The following is an 18,783-nucleotide window of genomic DNA, read 5'->3' on the forward strand; positions in this document are numbered from 1 at the left end:
GGCCAACACGGTTGGGCGATCGCACCGGCGCCCCGCCGGCGCCGGGTGCAGGAGCGCACCACGGTTCCGCGAGCGCTGCCGCACCATGGGCCCATGCCTGAGGGAGACACTGTCTGGCGGACCGCACACGAACTCCACCGCGCGTTGTCCGGTGTAACACTCGTCCGCGCAGAACTGCGGGTGCCCGAGCTGGCCACCACGGAACTGACCGGTTGCCTCGTGCGGGAGGTCGTGCCACGCGGCAAGCACCTGCTGGCCCGATTGGACAACGACCGCACCCTGCACTCTCATCTCGGCATGGACGGCGCCTGGCGCGTGCGTGCCGTGGGCCAGCGGCCGGCGGGCGGCCCCGCTCATGAGCTACGGGCGATCCTGGGGACCCGTACCCGGACCGCGTACGGTTACCGGCTGCGGCGACTCGAACTGCTCCCCACCGCATGGGAGGACCGAGCCGTGGGCCATCTCGGACCGGATCTGCTGAGCACCTGCTTCGACGCTCATGAGGCCACCCGCCGGTTGTGCTCGGACCCCTCCAGAGCGCTCGGCGAGGCCCTCCTGGATCAGCGGAACGTAGCCGGTATCGGCAACGTGTACCGTTCGGAACTGTGCTTCCTCGCGCGCCTGCGGCCGGACGCCGCCGTCGGTGACCTCGCCGATCCGGCTTCGCTGCTCGCCCTCGCACGAAGGCTGTTGGCAAGCAATCGGAACCAACTCGCACGGTCCACCACCGGCGAGCGTCAACGTGGGCGCATGCTCTGGGTGTACGGCCGTGCGCACCGGCCCTGCCTCCGCTGCGGGACCCCCATCCAGACCGGCCAACTCGGCCCCGCGCCGGAGCGCCGTGTGGCCTACTGGTGCCCCCGATGCCAACCGAAGTCGTAATCTTGGCTGACCGGGGGCGGAACCATGCGCCAGCGCTCAGGCTGCGACGACATCCACTGCCTCGGCCGGCGCCTTGATGGTGACTCTCTCCTCCGGGACGCCGGTGACCGAGGTCACGGAGGTCATGTGCTCGATGGGATTGAGCACCGATCGCATCGGCGCCGGCACGGTGTCGCTGGCCGCGGACTCCGCGAGCTCGGCGAGCGCGAGTTCGTCCCCCACCTCACGCATGACTTCCGACATACGGACGTCCAATGCCTCACAAATCGATGACAACAGCTCGGAGGAGGCTTCCTTCTGGCCTCTTTCCACCTCGGACAGGTAACCAAGCGAAACCCGTGCGGACGAAGAGACTTCGCGTAGGGTCCGGCCCTGGCGTTGGCGCTGCCGACGCAGCACGTCACCCAACAGGCGACGGAGCAGAATCATCGGTGCTCCTCCCTCTAGTACGCGCGACGTCATCTGCGTGCCCCGAACTGCGCGGCCCCACACTGACTGATCATGCGGCTCACCAAGGGGCTGGGCCTAGGCCCGTCATCCTTCATACCCCACCGTACCCTCTCCCGCGCAGGCAGCGCGGGGAGCGATCTCGTGTTCACTCAGGGCTGCAAACATCCATCCTCCCCTTGGTGTTCCCGATCCTCCCCGCTCAGTTGTCGACCAATTCGTGCCACAAGAGTCGAAGACCCGCCAGTACCGTGTCCGCCCTGATCCGCTCGCGGCTCCCGGTCAACCGCAGCTCGCCCAACCCCTCCGTACCCCACGGGGCGGCGACGGCCACGAAGACCGTGCCCACCGGCTGGCCGTCCTGTGGCTCCGGGCCGGCCACCCCGGTGGTCGAGAGGCCCCAGTCAGCGCTCAGCGCGCGGCGCACGCCCCGTGCCATGGCGTGTGCCACCTCGGCATCCACCGCGCCACGCGCCTCCAGCAGGGTCTGCTCCACTCCCAGGACATCGTGCTTCAACTCGGTGGAGTAGGCCGTGACGGAGCCACGAAAGGCGCGGGACGCGCCTGGCACCTCCGTCATACGAGCCGCCACCAGCCCGCCCGTCAGCGACTCCGCGACCGCCACGGTCTGTCCACGCTCGACCAGCCGCCCCAGAATCCGCCCGGCGAGGTCCGCGTCCGCGCCGGCGGGTTCATCGCTCACGCGACTCCTCCAGAGCCGCTCGTCCGGATCGGCGCAGGGCGACCGCCTGACGTACGTAGTCCAGGCCGGTACCGACGGTCAGGAGCACCGCGAGCCCCATGACCCACCAGCGCAGGGAAGCCAGTGGCCCGGTCAGCGCGAGGACGTACATACCCACTGCCACGCCCTGCGCCAGGGTCTTGAGCTTCCCTCCCCGACTGGCCGGGATCACGCCGTGCTTGATCACCCAGAAGCGCATCGCCGTGATGCCCAACTCCCGCACCAGGATGACGGCGGTCACCCACCACGGAAGGTCGCCGAGCACCGACAGGCAGATGAGCGCCGCGCTCATGATCGCTTTGTCCGCGATCGGGTCGGCGAGCTTCCCGAAGTCGGTCACGAGGTCATAGCGTCGCGCAAGCTCACCGTCGAACAGGTCCGTGATCATCGCCACGGTGAAGGCCGCCCAGGCGAACGCGCGCCACACCGGGTCGTGCCCGCCACCCGCGAGCATCAAGAAGACGAAGGCCGGAACCAGCAGCAGTCGCGCCATGGTGAGGAGGTTGGCGACGTTCCACAGGCTGACATGGCGTGCGGTGGACGCTGCGTTCGGCCTGGGCACCGAACCACCACCAGTTGTGGAGGCCGGCACTCCGGTCATCTGCCCGCCTCCTCACTCTCGCTCGGGAGCGCCCGCGCGATCAGGTCCACGCCGTCGGTAGCCACCACCTTCGCCTCGAGAATACGTCCGACCACCGACATCTCAGGCGTCGCACCGTCCAGCAGCACCTGGCCGTCCGTCTCGGGCGCCTGGTGCACGGCACGGCCCGCGGGCAGGGCCGACTCGTCCGCTCCCCCAGGCTGTCCGTCGCCCGCCGACTCGACGAGGACCCGCACACTGTCGCCGATCCGTTCCTCGGCCCGCTGCGCGGTCAGTTCCTCGGCCAGCCGGGAAACCCTCTCGAGACGCTCGGCGACTTCCTCGGGAGCGTTCTTGTCCTCGTAGCCGCAGGCCTCCGTGCCGTCCTCGTCGGAATACCCGAACACGCCGATGGCGTCCAATCGTGCGGCTCCGAGGAAGCGCTCCAGCTCGGCGACATCCGCCCGGCTCTCCCCCGGGAAGCCGACGATGAAATTCGAGCGCACGCCCGCCTGCGGTGCCTTCGCCCGGATGTCCGCCAGCAGTTGCAGGAAGCTGTCCGTATCCCCGAAACGCCGCATGGCACGCAGCACCCCCGGAGCGGAATGCTGGAACGAGAGATCGAAGTAGGGCGCGACCTTGTCCGTACCGGTGAGCACGTCGATCAGGCCCGGGCGCAGCTCAGCCGGTTGAAGGTAACTGACCCGCACGCGTTCGATGCCCGTCACCGATGCCAGTTCCGGCAGCAGCGACTCCAGAAGTCGTACGTCTCCGAGGTCCTTGCCGTACGAGGTGTTGTTCTCGGAGACCAGCATGATCTCCCGGACCCCCTGATCGGCGAGCCACCGGGTCTCGTTCAGCACATCCGCCGGGCGGCGCGAGATGAACGAGCCGCGGAACGAGGGAATGGCGCAGAAGGAACACCGCCGGTCACAACCCGACGCGAGCTTCACCGACGCGACCGGACCGCCGTGGACACGCCGACGCAGGGGTGGCCGCGGCCCGGACGCGGGAGCAACGCCCACCGGCAGGTCGACCGGGCCAGCCGGCGCTTCGTACGCTTCGGCTCCCGTCCCGTTCGTGTCGCTCGCCATGTGCTCGCCGTGCCCGGGCAGCGCCACCGACGCGCCCGCGTCCTGTCGCGCGGCCGGGCTGAGCGGCAGAAGCCGGCGGCGATCACGTGGCGTGTGGGGCGCGTGTATCCCGCCCGAGACGATGGTCTGGAGACGGTCGGAGATCTGTGCGTAGTCGTCGAACCCCAGCACACCGTCGGCTTCCGGCAGCGCCTCGGCCAGCTCCTTGCCGTATCGTTCCGCCATGCAACCGACGGCGACGACCGCCTGAGTTCTCCCGTGATCCTTCAGGTCGTTGGCTTCCAGCAAGGCGTCGACGGAGTCCTTCTTGGCCGCTTCGACGAAGCCACACGTATTGACGACGGCGACGTCCGCGTCGGCGGCATCCTCGACAAGGTCCCAGCCGTCCGCCGACAAGCGGCCGGCGAGTTCTTCGGAGTCCACCTCGTTACGGGCACAGCCCAGCGTGACAAGGGCGACAGTGCGGGGTTCGGGCATGCGCTCAGCCTACGCGTTCCCCCGACGCTCTCTCCTCATCAGGGTTTCTTCACATCCGGGTCTGGCTCTCAGCCCTGTTCCGGATCACCCCGGGTGTAGCTGACCCGCTCGACCTTGCCTTCCTCGCCGAGGCTGTCGACCTCCTTGCCGTTGACCCAGAGTTTCACCGCACCGGCGTTGCCCAGCACGAGATCCAGCCGTTTGTCATCGGTGAACGTCTTGGTGGCACCTTCCTTGAGCGGGCCCTCGAAAAGCACCTTGCCGCTGTGGTCCTCCGCCGAGACCCAGCTGTTCCCCTCCTCCGCCACCATGCGCACGGTGACCTTGTCACCCGGTACGCCGGCCACAGCGCTCTCGGACGGCTCGGGCTTGGGATCGGCCGGACGGCTCGGCTCCGGCTTGTCGGGCTTGTCGCGTCCGGGAGAGTCCGAGGTGGCGTCCCCGGCGACCGGGGTGTCCGAACCCTGGCCGCCATCACTGACCAACGTGAACCCGACGAAGCCCACCACCACGACGATCGCGGCCACCATCGCCGCGGTCCAGTTCGGCCGACGCGGCTCCGGCGCGGTCCGCTCGGCCTCGAACAGAGCCGCCGCCGGGGTCGGCTCCGGGCGCCCGCCGTGCTCCTCGTCGAACTGCTTCACCAGTTCGTCGCCGTCCAGGCCAACGGCGCGCGCGAGCGTACGAAGATGTCCGCGGGCATAGACATCGCCGCCGCATCGGGAGAAGTCATCGTCCTCGATCCCGCGCACGATGGGTACGCGCACGCGGGTTGACGCACTGACCTCGTCGATGGTCAGTCGAGCATCGGTCCGGGCCTGCTTGAGGGCTCGACCGACCGAGGGCCGGTCCTCTTCGGGGGAGTTGCCGACGGGCACGAGGTCGCCTTTCGAGCGTGTAGCCACCTGCTGGACATTCAGTCTAGGGGGGTTGCAGATCGGGAGGGCAAGCGGACGGACACGGCTTGTCCGCCATCAGGAGGCCGTACCGCCTGACTGTGGGACACGCCAGTGTCGCCCCACTTACGTTGACGCATCAGCGGCGGAAACGGTTGCCTGACTCACTCTTTCGAATGAGTCTCCCCACGGATCACACCGAGTACGCCGTCCAGTTCATCAGGTTTGACCAGAACGTCCCGCGCCTTGGAGCCCTCACTGGGGCCGACTACGCCACGTGACTCCATGAGGTCCATCAGCCGACCGGCTTTGGCGAAGCCAACCCGCAGCTTGCGTTGAAGCATGGAGGTGGAACCGAACTGCGTGGAGACCACCAGTTCCGCAGCCTGACAGAGCAGGTCGAGATCATCGCCGATTTCCTCGTCGATCTCCTTCTTACGGCCCTGTCCGACCGTCACGTCGTCGCGGAAGACGGGGGCCATCTGTGCCTTGCAGTGCTCGACGACCGCGCCGATCTCCTCCTCGGTGACGAAGGCTCCCTGCATACGCACAGGCTTGTTCGCCCCCATCGGGAGGAACAGCCCGTCGCCCTTACCGATGAGCTTCTCCGCGCCCGGCTGGTCCAGGATGACCCGACTGTCGGCCAGCGAGGACGTGGCGAAGGCGAGCCGGGACGGCACGTTGGCCTTGATCAGCCCGGTCACGACGTCCACCGAGGGCCGCTGGGTGGCCAGCACCAGATGGATGCCGGCGGCCCGGGCCAACTGGGTGATCCGTACGATCGCGTCCTCCACGTCGCGCGGCGCGACCATCATCAGGTCCGCCAGCTCGTCCACGATGACCAGGAGGTACGGGTACGGGCTTAGCTCTCGCTCGCTGCCCTCCGGCGCGGTGGCCTTGCCGCTGCGGACGGCTGCGTTGAAGTCGTCGATATGGCGGTACCCGTAGGCAGCGAGATCGTCGTATCGCAGATCCATCTCGCGCACGACCCACTGCAACGCCTCGGCGGCCTTCTTGGGGTTCGTGATGATGGGCGTGATCAGGTGTGGAATGCCCTCATAAGCGGTCAACTCGACCCGCTTGGGGTCCACGAGCACCAACCGTACGTCCTCCGGCGTGGCCCGAACCATCACCGAGGTGATCAAGCAGTTGATGCACGACGACTTGCCGGCCCCGGTGGCGCCGGCGACCAGGACGTGCGGCATCTTCGCGAGGTCGTGCGAGACGTAACCACCCTCGACGTCCTTGCCGAGCCCGACCAACAGCGGACGGGCGTCCTCGCTCGCCTCAGCGGAACGCAACACGTCGCCGAGGTTGACCATCTCGCGGTCGGTGTTCGGGATCTCGATGCCAACGGCCGACTTTCCGGGGATCGGGCTGATGATGCGGATGTCGGGGCTGGCGACGGCGTAGGCGATGTTCTTCGCCAGAGCCGTGATCTTCTCCACCTTCACCGCGGGCCCCAACTCGACCTCGTAACGGGTCACAGTGGGCCCACGGGTGAAGCCGGTCACCGCGGCGTCGACCTTGAACTCACTGAAGACCTGCGTCAGGGACGCCACCACCTGGTCATTGACAGTGCTTCGGGCCTTGCCGGGCCCTCCCAGGGCGAGCACGTCGAGACCCGGAAGGGCGTACGTGATGTCGCCGGAGAGCTGCAACTGCTCCGCACGTGACGGTAGCGCCTCGGTGGCGGACGGCGCCGTCTGTTTGGTCAGGTCCGGCACGGCGCCGTCCCTGCCTTCCTCCCGGCGCGCCCCAGGCACGGCGGTACCTCCGCCGGACTGCGTGCCTGCACGCTGCCGGCGTTCGGTCGACAGGCCCGTACTCAGGTCAGCCACCAGCGGCGACGGCTGCACTCCGTGCAGCACGGCTCCGTCCAAAGCGGCCGCCGCGGCGGCCGCCACGTCCACGGCGTCCGAGGACGTGTCCGGCTGTTGCGAAGCGGACTCGACGGTAGCGGAACTGACACGGCGTTTGCGCTTCCGGCGTCTCTCCAGCGCCTCCCGCTCGGCCGTGGTCGAGTCCTCAGCCGGTGACCCGGCACGGCTCGTCGCCTCTTCCGCTACCTCGTCCGCATCCGCCTCGTCCTCCGCCGGCGCCAGCAAGCCGAGCCGCACACATCCCGCGCGCAGCCGCTGCGGGATGGAGTTGACCGGAGTCGCCGTGACGACCAACAGACCGAACAGCGTGAGGAGTACGAGCAGGGGCACGGCGAGCATCGAGCCGACGGTGAAGACCAGCGGCGAGGCGACGCCCCAACCGATGAGCCCCCCGGCATCCCGTATGGGCCCCGCGCCGTCTCCGCGTGCCGGGGCACCACAGGCCATGTGGACCAGCCCCAGCACTCCTGCCACCAGGGCCGACAGTCCGATGACTATCCGGCCGTTCGCCTCGGGCTTCTCCGGATGGCGAATCAGACGGATGGTCATCCCCGCCAGGAGCACGGGAACCAGCAGGTCCAACCGCCCGAAGGCCCCAGTGACGAGCGTCTCCACCAACTCGCCTACCGGGCCCCGAAGATTGGACCAGGTGCCGGCCGCGACGATGAGGGCCAGCGCCAACAGCAGGAGCGCGATGCCGTCCTTGCGGTGCGCGGGATCAAGCCCGCGTGCGCCCTGCCCTATCCCCCGGAACATGGCGCCCAGGGCGTGCGCCACGCCGAGCCAGCATGCGCGTACCAGGCGATACACCCCGCCGGTGGGCGACGGGGCCGGTGCGGGAGCGGCCTTCTTCGCTGGCTTGGCAGCCGAAGTCGCCTTCTTCGCCGGGGCCTTTTTGGCCGCGGCCTTCTTGGCTGGCGCTTTCTTGGCGGCCTTGCCGGGCGTACGTGAGGCCATGGGGCTGAGGTTACCGAAGTTGCCGACAGGGAGCACGGACGAACGAGGGGCTCACAGGACCCCGGGACGGTGGTGACGCCCCCTCAGGGAGCGCCATGTCCCGCCCGGCACCGCTACACCGTGCTGCCGGCGGAACCCGGCCCGAGAGCGTCCAGGGCCTTCCTGAGGCCAGTGAGCTTGCGCTCGAGATGGGCTGCGGTGGCGACGGCTGCCGCGTCCGAGGAGCCGCCCAACTGCTTCGACAACGCCTCAGCCTGCTCCTCAACCGCCGCGAGACGGGCGGAGAGTTCGGCGAGCAATCCGGTCTGCTCCGGCTCCTCGGCGGTCTCCGCCTCTTCCGCGCTGCCCTCCAACTGGAGTCTCAGCAACGAGGCTTGCTCCCTGAGCTGGACGTTCTTCATGTAGAGCTCGACGAAGACGGAGACCTTGGCGCGCAGCACCCACGGATCGAAGGGCTTGGAGATGTAATCGACGGCTCCCGCCGCATACCCACGGAAGGTGTGATGAGGTCCGTGGTTGATCGCGGTGAGGAAGATGATCGGGATGTCCCGGGTGCGTTCCCGGCGCTTGATGTGCGCCGCCGTCTCGAACCCGTCCATCCCGGGCATCTGAACGTCCAGCAGAATGACCGCGAAGTCGTCCGTCAACAGCGCCTTGAGCGCTTCCTCCCCGGACGATGCCCGCACCAGTGTCTGATCGAGCGCTGAGAGGATAGCCTCCAGCGCCAACAGATTCTCCGGCCGGTCATCGACCAGGAGGATCTTGGCCTTCTGCACCATGGCCCGTCCTCCTCGCCCCGGCAGCCTTTCGGACGCCGCGCCTGGCAGCGACTCCGGTACACCGCCGCCCGTCCTTGTGCCGGTCATGGTAGCGGCATACAGCGCCCCGCCACACCCTGTCACCGTGTTGTCACTGTGCACGTCTCAGAAACGCACCGGAGGAACGGAAGGTTCCCGGTTACCCACATTTCCAACGTTAACGACCACAGCGTGTCAACGACATGTGTCCCCTCACCGTGTCACATCAACGCGACTCCATCCACTGGCCCATGACAATCAGCAGGTGGTCCGTGTCCACCGGCTTCGTGACGTAGTCGGAGGCTCCGGACTCGATGCTCTTCTCCCGGTCACCCTGCATCGCCTTCGCGGTCAGCGCGATGATGGGCAACCCCTCGAACTGCGGCATCCTACGAATCGCGGCGGTCGTGGCATAGCCGTCCATTTCCGGCATCATGATGTCCATCAACACCACCGCGGCATCGTCGTTCTGCTCCAGAACCTCGATGCCCTCCCGACCGTTCTCGGCATACAGCACCTGCAGACCACTCTGTTCCAGGACGCTGGTCAACGCGAAGACGTTGCGGATGTCGTCGTCGACGATCAGCACCTTCTCCCCGTTGAAACGCGCCGAAGGGCCTGGGCGCACCAAGTCCTGGCCATTCGTACGCCACGACTCCTCAGCCTTCGTCTCGCGTCCCGCGACATCCGTGGCCTCTCCGCCCCCGCGCTGTCCCTCAGCAGGCTCCGCACGATCCATCCCCGGCCTCGCCTGCCTCCTACGACGCTGGGCGAGGGAAGCCGCCGCCCGCTTGGCATCGCTCTCCGGTGCCGTGTCCGTCTCCCCCTGGGCGATGTCCCGCTGCTGGGCGGCGCCAGCCCCATCACCAGCGTCAGCGGCCCCAGCGGTCTCGTCGGCCATAGCAGCCCCAGCGGAGTCAGTGAACGAGCCCCCCGTCGTGTCCTCCGAGGCGTCGTCAACCGCGTGATGCTCCTCCCCCTGGGTCGTACGGGCCTCCGGCGGCGCCGCCGCGAGCGCCAGCGAACCGGTGCTGACCTGTGCGTAACCCTGCGGAGGAAGCTCCACCGGCTGCAACGGTAGGTAGAGGGTGAACGTCGAGCCCCGGCCGGCCTCGCTGGCGGCGTCGATCTCACCGCCCAGGAGCCGGGCGATCTCCCGGCTGATGGACAACCCGAGCCCCGTGCCACCGTACTTCCGGCTGGTCGTACCGTCAGCCTGCTTGAACGCCTCGAAGATCACCAGCATCTTGCTCGCCGCGATCCCGATACCGGTGTCCGTCACCGAGAACGCCACCAGGTCGGCGTCGGCGTCGCGGATGGAGCCGTGCTCGAGCATCAACTGCCTGATCCCGTCCGGCACCTCGTCAGCCGCCGCACGGATCACGAGTTCGACGGCTCCGGAATCGGTGAACTTGACGGCGTTCGAGAGCAAGTTACGCAGCACCTGCAGCAGCCGCTGTTCGTCCGTGTGCAGAGTGGCCGGCAGCTCTGGAGAGACCCGGACCGAGAAGTCCAGACCCTTCTCCGCGGTCAGGGGCCGGAAAGTCGCCTCGACGTAGTCCACGAGCTGGACGAGCGCGATACGGGTCGGGCTGACGTCCATCTTTCCCGCCTCGACCTTCGACAGGTCGAGGATGTCGTTGATGAGCTGGAGCAGGTCGGAACCGGCTCCGTGGATGGTCTCGGAGAACTCCACCTGCTTCGGAGAGAGGTTGCCCTCCGCGTTGTCCGCGAGGAGCTTGGCCAGAATCAGCAAGGAGTTCAGCGGGGTGCGCAACTCGTGCGACATGTTCGCGAGGAACTCCGACTTGTAACGCATCGACACCGAGAGCTGTTCCGCACGCTCCTCGAGCACCTGTCGGGCTTCCTCGATCTCCCGGTTCTTGATCTCGATGTCGCTGTTGGTCTGGGCCAGTTGCTCGGCCTTCTCCTCCAGCTGCGCGTTCGACTCCTGCAGCGCCTTCTGCCGACTCTCCAGCTCCGCGGAGCGCTCCTGGAGCTGTTCGGTCAGCTCCTGGGACTGCGCCAAAAGCACCTCCGTCTTGGTGTTGACGCTGATGGTGTTGACACTGGTCGCGATGACCTCCGCGATCCGGTTCAGGAAGTCCTTCTGGATCTGCGTGAACGGCTGGAAGGAGGCCAGCTCGACGACACCGAGCACCACCCCTTCGAAGATCACCGGCAGCACGATGACATGAGCCGGTGGCGCCTCGCCGAGCCCGGAGGAGATCTTGAGATAACCGGGCGGAGCGTTCTCCACCAGGATGGTGCGCTTCTCGTCGGCAGCCGTCCCCACGAGGGCCTCGCCAGGGCCGAACGTGGTGGGCATGCTCCCGGTCTCGTAGCCGTAACTGCCCACCATCCGCAGCTCGTACGACACGTCCTCCTCCGCGCCGGAGGAGCCCGTGCCGATCTCCCCGGCACCGATGCCGTCCGTACCGCCGCCCACGGGAACCGCCACGAAGAAGGCACCGTGCTGCGCCGCCACCACCGGAGTCAACTCGCTCATGATCAGGCGGGCCACGTCCTTGAGATCGCGGTGCCCCTGCATGCGCGCGGAGATCCGGGCCAGATTGCCCTTCAGCCAGTCCTGCTCCTTGTTGGCCAGGGTGGTCTCGCGCAGGTTGGTGATCATCGTGTTGATGTAGCCCTGCAGCTTCAGGATCTCGCCGGACGCGTCCACATCGATGCGCACGTTGTGGTCCCCACGGGTCACCGCGGTGGCGACCTGGGAGATGTTGCGCACCTGACGGGTGAGGTTACCCGCCATCTCGTTCACCGAGTCGGTCAGGTCCTGCCACGTCCCGGCCACGTCGCGTACCCGCGCCTGGCCGCCCAACTGGCCCTCCGTACCCACCTCCCGGGCCACCCGCGTCACCTGCTCAGCGAACGAGGACAACTGGTCGACCATCGTGTTGATCGTGGTCTTCAGTTCGAGGATCTCGCCGTTCGCCTCGATGTCGATCTTCTTCGTCAGGTCACCCTTGGCGATGGCGGTCGTCACCATGGCGATGTTGCGCACCTGACCGGTCAGGTTCGACGCCATGGAGTTCACCGAGTCCGTCAGGTCCTTCCAGGTCCCAGCCACCCCCGAGACCCTGGCCTGGCCGCCCAGCTGGCCCTCCGTACCCACCTCGCGGGCGACCCGCGTCACCTCCTCGGCGAACGCGGAGAGGGTTGTCACCATCGTGTTCACGGTGTCGGCCAGCTGCGCGACCTCGCCACTGGCCTCGACGGTGACCTTCTTCGTCAGATCGCCGTTGGCGACCGCGCCGGCGACCTGCGAGATGTTGCGCACCTGGCCGGTGAGGTTGTTGGCCATCAGATTGACGTTGTCCGTGAGGTCCTTCCAGATCCCGGACACGTCCCGTACGCGCGCCTGGCCGCCCAGCTGGCCCTCCGTACCCACCTCGCGGGCAACCCGCGTCACCTGCTCCGCGAACAGGGACAGCTGGTCCACCATGGTGTTGACGGTGGTCACCAGGGCCAGGATCTCGCCCTTGGCGTCGACGGTGATCTTCTTGGACAGGTCTCCCTGGGCGACGGCCGTGGTGACCTCCGCGATGTTCCGCACCTGAGACGTCAGGTTGTTCGCCATGAAGTTCACGGACTGGGTGAGGTCCTTCCAGGTACCGGAAACCCCCTTCACCTCGGCCTGGCCACCGAGGATGCCCTCCGTACCGACCTCCCGGGCCACCCGGGTCACCTGCTCGGCGAACGACGAGAGCTGACCCACCATCGTGTTGATCGTCGTCTTCAGCTCAAGGATCTCACCACGGGCGTCCACATCGATCTTCTGCGACAGATCACCCCGCGCCACCGCGGTGGCGACCTGGGAGATGTTGCGCACCTGGGCGGTGAGGTTGCCCGCCATGCCGTTCACCGAGTCGGTCAGATCCCGCCAGACCCCCGCCACACCGGGCACCTGCGCCTGACCGCCGAGCCGGCCCTCCGTACCGACCTCCCGGGCCACCCGGGTCACCTGGTCGGCGAAGGAGGAGAGCTGGTCCACCATCGTGTTGATCGTCGTCTTCAGCTCAAGGATCTCACCACGGGCGTCGACCTCGATCTTCTGCGACAGGTCACCTCGCGCGACCGCCGTCGTCACCTGGGCGATCTGTCGTACCTGCGAGGTGAGGTTGCTGCCCATGGAGTTGACGGAGTCGGTGAGGTCCTTCCACGTCCCCGAGACCCCCTCCACCCGGGCTTGACCACCGAGCCTTCCCTCGGTGCCGACATCGCGCGCCATCCGGGTGACCTGTTCGGCGAACGCGGAGAGTTGGTCGACCATCGTGTTGACGGTGTTCTTCAACTGGAACATCTCGCCCGAGACATCCACGGTGACNCTCGATCTTCTGCGACAGGTCACCTCGCGCGACCGCCGTCGTCACCTGGGCGATCTGTCGTACCTGCGAGGTGAGGTTGCTGCCCATGGAGTTGACGGAGTCGGTGAGGTCCTTCCACGTCCCCGAGACCCCCTCCACCCGGGCTTGACCACCGAGCCTTCCCTCGGTGCCGACATCGCGCGCCATCCGGGTGACCTGTTCGGCGAACGCGGAGAGTTGGTCGACCATCGTGTTGACGGTGTTCTTCAACTGGAACATCTCGCCCGAGACATCCACGGTGACCTTCTGCGAGAGATCGCCGTTCGCCACCGCCGTGGTCACCTGAGCGATATTACGTACCTGACCCGTGAGGTTACGGAAGGCCGTGTTCACCGAGTCCGTGAGGTCCTTCCAGGTCCCGGCGGCACCCGGCACCCGGGCCTGTCCGCCGAGTTCGCCCTCCACTCCGATCTCACGCGCGACCCTGGTCACCTCGTCGCCGAACGAACGCAGCTGGTCGACCATCGTGTTGACGGTGTTCTTCAACTCCTGCATCTCGCCCGAGACATCCACGGTGACCTTCTGCGAGAGGTCGCCGTTCGCCACCGAGGTGGTCACTTGAGCGATGTCCCGCACCTGCGCGGTCAAGTTGCGGAACGCGCTGTTGACCGAGTCCGTGAGGTCCTTCCAGATCCCGGCCGCGCCCGGCACCTGCGCCTGCCCGCCGAGCACCCCCTCCGTGCCGACCTCACTCGCCGCGCGGGTCACCTCGTCGGCGAACGTACGCAGCGTCTCGGTCATCGCGTTGATCGTCTCGGCGAGCTGCGCCACCTCCCCCCGTGCGCTCACCGTGATCTTCTGGGACAGGTCGCCGTTCGCCACCGCGGTGGTCACCTGGGCGATCTCCCGCACCTGCGAGGTGAGGTTTCCCGCCATCAGGTTGACCGAGTCGGTGAGGTCCTTCCACACTCCGGCCACGCCCTGCACCTGGGCTTGACCACCGAGCTCGCCCTCCGTACCGACCTCCCGGGCCACCCGGGTGACCTCCGACTGGAACGAGGAGAGCTGGTCGACCATCGTGTTGACGGTGTTCTTCAACTCGAGCATCTCGCCGGCCACATCCACCTGGACCTTGCGCGAGAGGTCGCCCTTCGCCACCGCGGTGGTCACCAGCGCGATGTCCCGCACCTGTGCCGTCAGCCGGGAAGCCATCGTGTTGACGGACTCGGTCAGGTCCTTCCAGGAGCCGGACATGCCCCGAACCCGGGCCTGACCGCCGAGCTTGCCCTCCGTACCGACCTCGCTGGCCACCCGTGTCACCTCGTCGGTGAACGCGGAAAGCTGATCGACCAGCCCGTTGACCGTACGGCCGACCTTCAGGAACTCGCCACGCAGCGGATGCGCGGCGCCCTCGGGCCCCTGCGCCCGCAGGTCCATCCGCTGCTCCAGGTCACCGTCCGCCACCGCGGACAACACCCGACCGACCTCGGAGACGGGTCGGACCAGGTCGTCCACCAGTGCGTTCGACCCATCGATCGCCGCCGCCCAGGAGCCCTCACAGGCGCCCGTCTCCAATCGCTCCGTGAGCTTCCCGTCCCTGCCCACCACGCGGCGTACCCGGGACAGCTCGCTGCTGAGATGCAGATTGCGGTCCGCGACCTCGTTGAACACCGCGGCGATCTCAGCCATCGGGCCATCACCGGTCACGGTGAGCCGCTTGCGGAAATTGCCGTCCCGCATCGAAACCAAAGCGGTCAGCAACCGGTTGACGGCCGCCGCGTCAACCTCGATCGTCCCGCTCTTCCGGGAGCGTCCGCCCTTCGTGCGCGTGTTCGTGCTACGCGCCGCTGCGCCAGACTCCACCGTGTCCCTCCCGCAGGGTCGACCGTCCTACCTGGGCTTTACTTCACGCCTTCCCAGTGTTTCACCCAACCGGAAGCAGGCGATAACAGTTCGGCAGCATGGCATACCACGACCTTCTCCCGGTCCGTCGGGGAAAACACCGCGACCGCCGCCCGCGCGCACCGGGAACGTAAGTAACCTGGCTGCCGGCTGTCCATTCGCCCCGGTATCGGCCGGGAGGGCGGCGCTGCGGAGACGACGGCAACGGAGGGGCGCCGGGAATGCCAGAGAAGAGTGCCGAGCGCGAGAAGGCGGCGGCAGTCGGCGCCCAACGCACATCAGCGGACACGGGCAGTGAGCAATCACCGATGGGGAGACCATTGATCACCGCACGAGCCACGGCCACCTTCCGACCGGTGGGCCGCTCGGTTGCGTCGGCCCGTGGCTTCGTACGGGACACCCTGCAGGGCTGGGGCCTGGGTGACATCGTGGATGACGCCGTGGTGCTCACCAGCGAGCTGGTCACCAACGCGGTCGTGCACGCCGGCACCTCCGCCGAGGTGCTGTGCCTGCGCGGCACGGAGGGCGTGCGGGTTGAGGTCGTCGACCGCTACCCGGAGCGCGAACTGCCCGTGCACGACATCTCGGCACCGCCCGGCGGGCTGGACCGGGAGGGCGGCCGGGGGCTGATGCTCTGCTCGGCACTCGCCTCCCGCTGGGGCGTCGACTACACGGCGGCCGACAAGCGCGTCTGGTTCCACCTCGATCTGCCCGAACGGGTCGTGGGCACTCGTACCGCCGGGCCCGCCCTGCCGGACACCGCGTTGCCGGTCAGTAACACGCGCGTACGGGTCGCGGTCCTGCAGGTGGACGCCTCCGGCACCGTGTCCGCCTGGAATCCCGACGCGGAGGAGCTGTTCGGCTACTCAGCGGAGGACGTCCTCGGCAAGCCGCTGTCCGACCTGGCCGCCTGGCCGCACACCCCCGGCACCGGCACCGGTCTCACGGACGCTCTGCGGCTCTCCCGCTGGGAGGGCTCCTACGGGCTACGCGACCACGAGGGCCGTACCGTCCCCGTCTACGCCTCTCATCTTCGGGTGCGGGACAGCGCCGGCGAGCCCTCCACCGTCTGCCTGCTCGTCCCCGACCACGAGCGCGCCGTGCTCCAAACCCCGCAGCGGGTGCCCTCCACCGATCCGGGCGGCGGTCAGGACGGGCAGGAGCACCCCGCACAGGACCCCTTCGAGGTTTTCATCGGCTCCCCCGCACCGGACGATCTGGACGGGCTCCTGCAGCGTACGGTCGAACGCGCACGGGACATGCTGGACGGGGACGCCGCGTACGTCCTCCTCGCCACCGACGACGAGACGGAACTCGAGGTCCGGGCATCCACCGGTCTGCCCTCCGCCCGGCAGCGCTTCGCGCGGGTGCCCGTGGAGGCGGGCAGCGGACGCTACGGCAGCGCGCGGATGCCGTCCGTGCACGAGGACCTGACGATCGCACCCGGCGCGGTCCCGCTACTGGCCGGTACGGGCATGCGCTCGGTCGTGACCGTGCCGTTGAAGGTGGAGGGACGCCTCACCGGCTCCCTCGGCGTCGCCACCGAAGAGCCCGGGCGCTACACCAACGAGGAGGCGCTGCGCCTCCAGTTCGCCGCGGACCGCATCGCGCTCGCCGTCGAGCGGGCACGGCTGACCGAGTTGGAGCGACTGCGCCGTGGCTCGCTCTCCTTCCTCGTGGAAGCCTCCGACCTGCTCGCCGGCACGCTGGACCGGAACCAGACACTCGCGCTGATGGCGCAGATGACCGTACCCACCCTGGCCAGTTGGTGCGCCGTCTACACCGTCGCCGACCAGGGATCGGAGCCGGCCCTCTCGTACGTCCTGCACGAGGACGAGGACCGGATCGACAGCCTCAAGGCGCTGTTGGCGAAGGTGGAGGCGCCTGATCCGGTTCCGGCGCCTGGCGCACGCGTATGGAACGCGCCCACCGAGGAGGCGCACTCGGCCGCCTTGCGTACCTCGCTGCGGCACGTCACCCTCGGCGAGGACGAACACCGGCTGTCCTCTACTTCGGGCCTGGCCACCGCCGCGGCCGTGGGCGGCGAGACCGTGGTGCTGCCGCTTGTCGCCCGTAACCGGGTGATCGGACTGTTGGTCCTGGGCAAGCCCACCGATGAGCGGTTTCGCCAGGAGATCCTGGAACTCGCCGAAGACCTGTCACGGCGGGCGGCGTTGGCGCTGGACAACGCGCGACTCTACTCCGAGCGCACCGCGATCAGTCAGTCCCTGCAGCGAAGCCTCCTGCCTCCGAAACTGCCGACGGTGCCGGGGGTCGAGGTCGAGGTGATCTACCGTGCCGCGGGCGAGGGCAACGAGGTGGGCGGCGACTTCTACGATCTGTTCGAGATCCGCGAAGGGGTCTACGGCTTCGCCATCGGCGACGTGTGTGGCACCGGGCCGGAGGCCGCCGCGGTGACCGGACTCGCCCGACACGCCCTGCGGTTGCTGGCGCGGGAGGGCTTCAGCGGTCCGGCCGTCCTGGAACGCCTCAATGCCGCGATCCTTGACGAGGGGGAGGAGCGCAGCCGCTTCCTTACCCTCCTCTACGGCGAACTGTGGCCCCAACAGGATGGCGGGGCGGAACTCAAGGTGGTGTGCGCGGGCCATCCGCTGCCGTTGCGGCTCCGCCCCGACGGTGTCGTCGCACCGGCCGCGGAACCTCAACCACTGCTCGGTGTGATGGACGACCTTGAGCTGTACGAGCAGCGGGTCGTCCTCGCGCCGGGGGATGTTCTGCTGTGCGTCACCGACGGCGTGACGGAGCGGCGCGAGGGCACACGCATGCTCGGTGACGAAGGGCTAGCCACAGCGCTCTGCAATTCCACCGGACTCAACGCCGGTGCCGTGGCGGCCCGCATCATGCGTACGGTGGAGCGCTTCGCCAGCGACGCACCTTCCGACGACATGGCCATCCTGGCCATGCGCGTGCCGAGTGACAGTGCCCGTCCAGCGGTTGACTGATCAGCAGGCGGGTTCCAGCAGCAAACCGCCCAGGGCGTTACAGGCGGAGGCCATCCGCTGCAGATCCCGCCTCGTCATCGTCCCGTCCACCGGCAAGGCAAGGCACTCGTCAGCGGCACGTTCCGCGTGGGGCAGTCGGGAAAGCGAGCGATACCCGGGCGTCCAGTGCAGCGGATTCCGCACGGGCACCCAGCATCGGATTCCGCGAGTCCGCAACGCTTGCTTGAAGGCGTCGCGATCGGGACGGCCGTTTCCCGGGACGCGCACCACGTATGTGTCGTAGTTGTGCTCCTCCCGCCTCGCCGCCGGAACTTCCACACCTGTCAGTCGGGAGTTGAGATACGCCGCGTGTTGGCGCCGGCGCCGGTCATCGAGCGATACCGGCCCCTCCCGCGTCACGCCGCACTCGACGATCTCCAAGGCATGTCGCTGCGTGACCTGGCGCAGGCCAAGGAGGTCCGGCGGGTGTCCGAAGAGGTGTAGGGCTGCGATGGCCACCGTCCTGGGCGTGAGCACGTCCAGGACGGCGTTCGGCGCTATGCACAGACTCCGTGGATCGATGTCGGCCGGTACCGGACGAGCCCCGGCCGAACGGACGGCCTCCGCCACGTCGTGGCCACCGTAGGCGGGGACCAGCACTTCGGCGTCAGGTCTGGTGGAAAGCCTGGTGAACTGTGTCGACCCCATGTCAAGCATGATTGCCGCGCCGCGTGAACTCCGGGTGACGAACAAAACAAGGGCCGCAGTCCCCGTCACCAAGACGAGGGGACCGCGGCCCTTGTGAAGAATTGTTCGGCGGTGTCCTACTCTCCCACACACTCCCGCATGCAGTACCATC

At 68.0% G+C, this 18,783-nt stretch carries 10 protein-coding genes and 1 pseudogene; 2 read left to right on the forward strand and 9 right to left on the reverse strand.

The features are described from left to right. Nucleotides 1-93 precede the first annotated feature (93 nt). Nucleotides 94-882: a DNA-formamidopyrimidine glycosylase family protein gene (locus AN216_RS07235; protein WP_070195752.1), complete on the forward strand. Its 789-nt coding sequence runs from the start codon at nt 94-96 to the stop codon at nt 880-882. Nucleotides 883-918: 36 nt separating this feature from the next. Here AN216_RS07235 and AN216_RS07240 read toward each other — a convergent pair whose 3' ends face one another. The 8 genes and pseudogenes from AN216_RS07240 to AN216_RS07275 all read right to left on the reverse strand — a co-directional run bounded on the left by AN216_RS07240 (nt 919) and on the right by AN216_RS07275 (nt 14,943). Then, a complete protein-coding gene (locus AN216_RS07240) occupies nt 919-1,311 on the reverse strand; it encodes a helix-turn-helix domain-containing protein (RefSeq protein WP_070195753.1) in 393 nt (130 codons plus the stop codon). A gap of 220 nt (nt 1,312-1,531) precedes the next feature. Continuing rightward, on the reverse strand, nt 1,532-2,032 hold the full coding sequence (locus AN216_RS07245; RefSeq protein WP_070195754.1) for a CinA family protein: 501 nt from the start codon (nt 2,030-2,032) through the stop codon (nt 1,532-1,534). Continuing rightward, nucleotides 2,022-2,672: a CDP-diacylglycerol--glycerol-3-phosphate 3-phosphatidyltransferase gene (gene pgsA, locus AN216_RS07250; RefSeq protein ID WP_070195755.1), complete on the reverse strand. Its 651-nt coding sequence runs from the start codon at nt 2,670-2,672 to the stop codon at nt 2,022-2,024. Before pgsA ends, AN216_RS07245 begins: the two co-directional genes overlap by 11 nt. Beyond that, nucleotides 2,669-4,222 carry a 30S ribosomal protein S12 methylthiotransferase RimO gene (gene rimO / locus AN216_RS07255; RefSeq protein ID WP_070195756.1) on the reverse strand — a complete coding sequence of 518 codons (1,554 nt, stop codon included), beginning with the start codon at nt 4,220-4,222 and terminating at the stop codon, nt 2,669-2,671. The genes pgsA and rimO overlap by 4 nt, the downstream gene beginning before the upstream one ends. Before the next feature lie 68 nt (nt 4,223-4,290). Next, entirely contained in the window at nt 4,291-5,100 is an 810-nt protein-coding gene (locus AN216_RS07260; protein WP_070195757.1) for a helix-turn-helix domain-containing protein, read from the reverse strand. 182 nt (nt 5,101-5,282) lie between these two features. Continuing rightward, a complete protein-coding gene (locus AN216_RS07265) occupies nt 5,283-7,958 on the reverse strand; it encodes a DNA translocase FtsK (protein ID WP_070195758.1) in 2,676 nt (891 codons plus the stop codon). A 113-nt stretch (nt 7,959-8,071) separates the two neighbouring features. Then, the gene (locus AN216_RS07270; protein WP_070195759.1) at nt 8,072-8,737 is read right to left on the reverse strand and encodes a response regulator; all 666 of its coding nucleotides are present in this window, start codon (nt 8,735-8,737) and stop codon (nt 8,072-8,074) included. 244 nt (nt 8,738-8,981) lie between these two features. Continuing rightward, nucleotides 8,982-14,943, reverse strand: a pseudogene (locus tag AN216_RS07275) (HAMP domain-containing protein). Nucleotides 14,944-15,290: 347 nt separating this feature from the next. Between AN216_RS07275 and AN216_RS07280 the strand changes: the two are divergent. After that, nucleotides 15,291-17,945, forward strand: coding sequence for a SpoIIE family protein phosphatase (locus AN216_RS07280; RefSeq protein WP_244502360.1), 2,655 nt, complete (start codon nt 15,291-15,293; stop codon nt 17,943-17,945). Here the strand turns inward: AN216_RS07280 and AN216_RS07285 are convergent, their stop codons facing one another. Then, a complete protein-coding gene (locus tag AN216_RS07285; RefSeq protein WP_079166347.1) occupies nt 17,946-18,782 on the reverse strand; it encodes a DegT/DnrJ/EryC1/StrS family aminotransferase in 837 nt (278 codons plus the stop codon). Nucleotide 18,783 lies beyond the last annotated feature (1 nt).

Origin of the sequence: Streptomyces oceani (genome assembly GCF_001751245.1) — a bacterium.
Lineage (GTDB): Bacteria > Actinomycetota > Actinomycetes > Streptomycetales > Streptomycetaceae > Streptomyces > Streptomyces oceani.

What these genes read in the sequence shown, in the direction of transcription:
- AN216_RS07235 (WP_070195752.1), top strand. Translation starts at nt 94, where the DNA reads ATGCCTGAGGGAGACACTGTCTGGCGGACCGCACACGAACTCCACCGC.
- AN216_RS07240 (WP_070195753.1), bottom strand. Translation starts at nt 1,311, where the DNA reads ATGATTCTGCTCCGTCGCCTGTTGGGTGACGTGCTGCGTCGGCAGCGC.
- pgsA (WP_070195755.1), bottom strand. Translation starts at nt 2,672, where the DNA reads ATGACCGGAGTGCCGGCCTCCACAACTGGTGGTGGTTCGGTGCCCAGG.
- rimO (WP_070195756.1), bottom strand. Translation starts at nt 4,222, where the DNA reads ATGCCCGAACCCCGCACTGTCGCCCTTGTCACGCTGGGCTGTGCCCGT.
- AN216_RS07265 (WP_070195758.1), bottom strand. Translation starts at nt 7,958, where the DNA reads ATGGCCTCACGTACGCCCGGCAAGGCCGCCAAGAAAGCGCCAGCCAAG.
- AN216_RS07270 (WP_070195759.1), bottom strand. Translation starts at nt 8,737, where the DNA reads ATGGTGCAGAAGGCCAAGATCCTCCTGGTCGATGACCGGCCGGAGAAT.
- AN216_RS07280 (WP_244502360.1), top strand. Translation starts at nt 15,291, where the DNA reads ATGGGGAGACCATTGATCACCGCACGAGCCACGGCCACCTTCCGACCG.
- AN216_RS07285 (WP_079166347.1), bottom strand. Translation starts at nt 18,782, where the DNA reads ATGGTACTGCATGCGGGAGTGTGTGGGAGAGTAGGACACCGCCGAACA.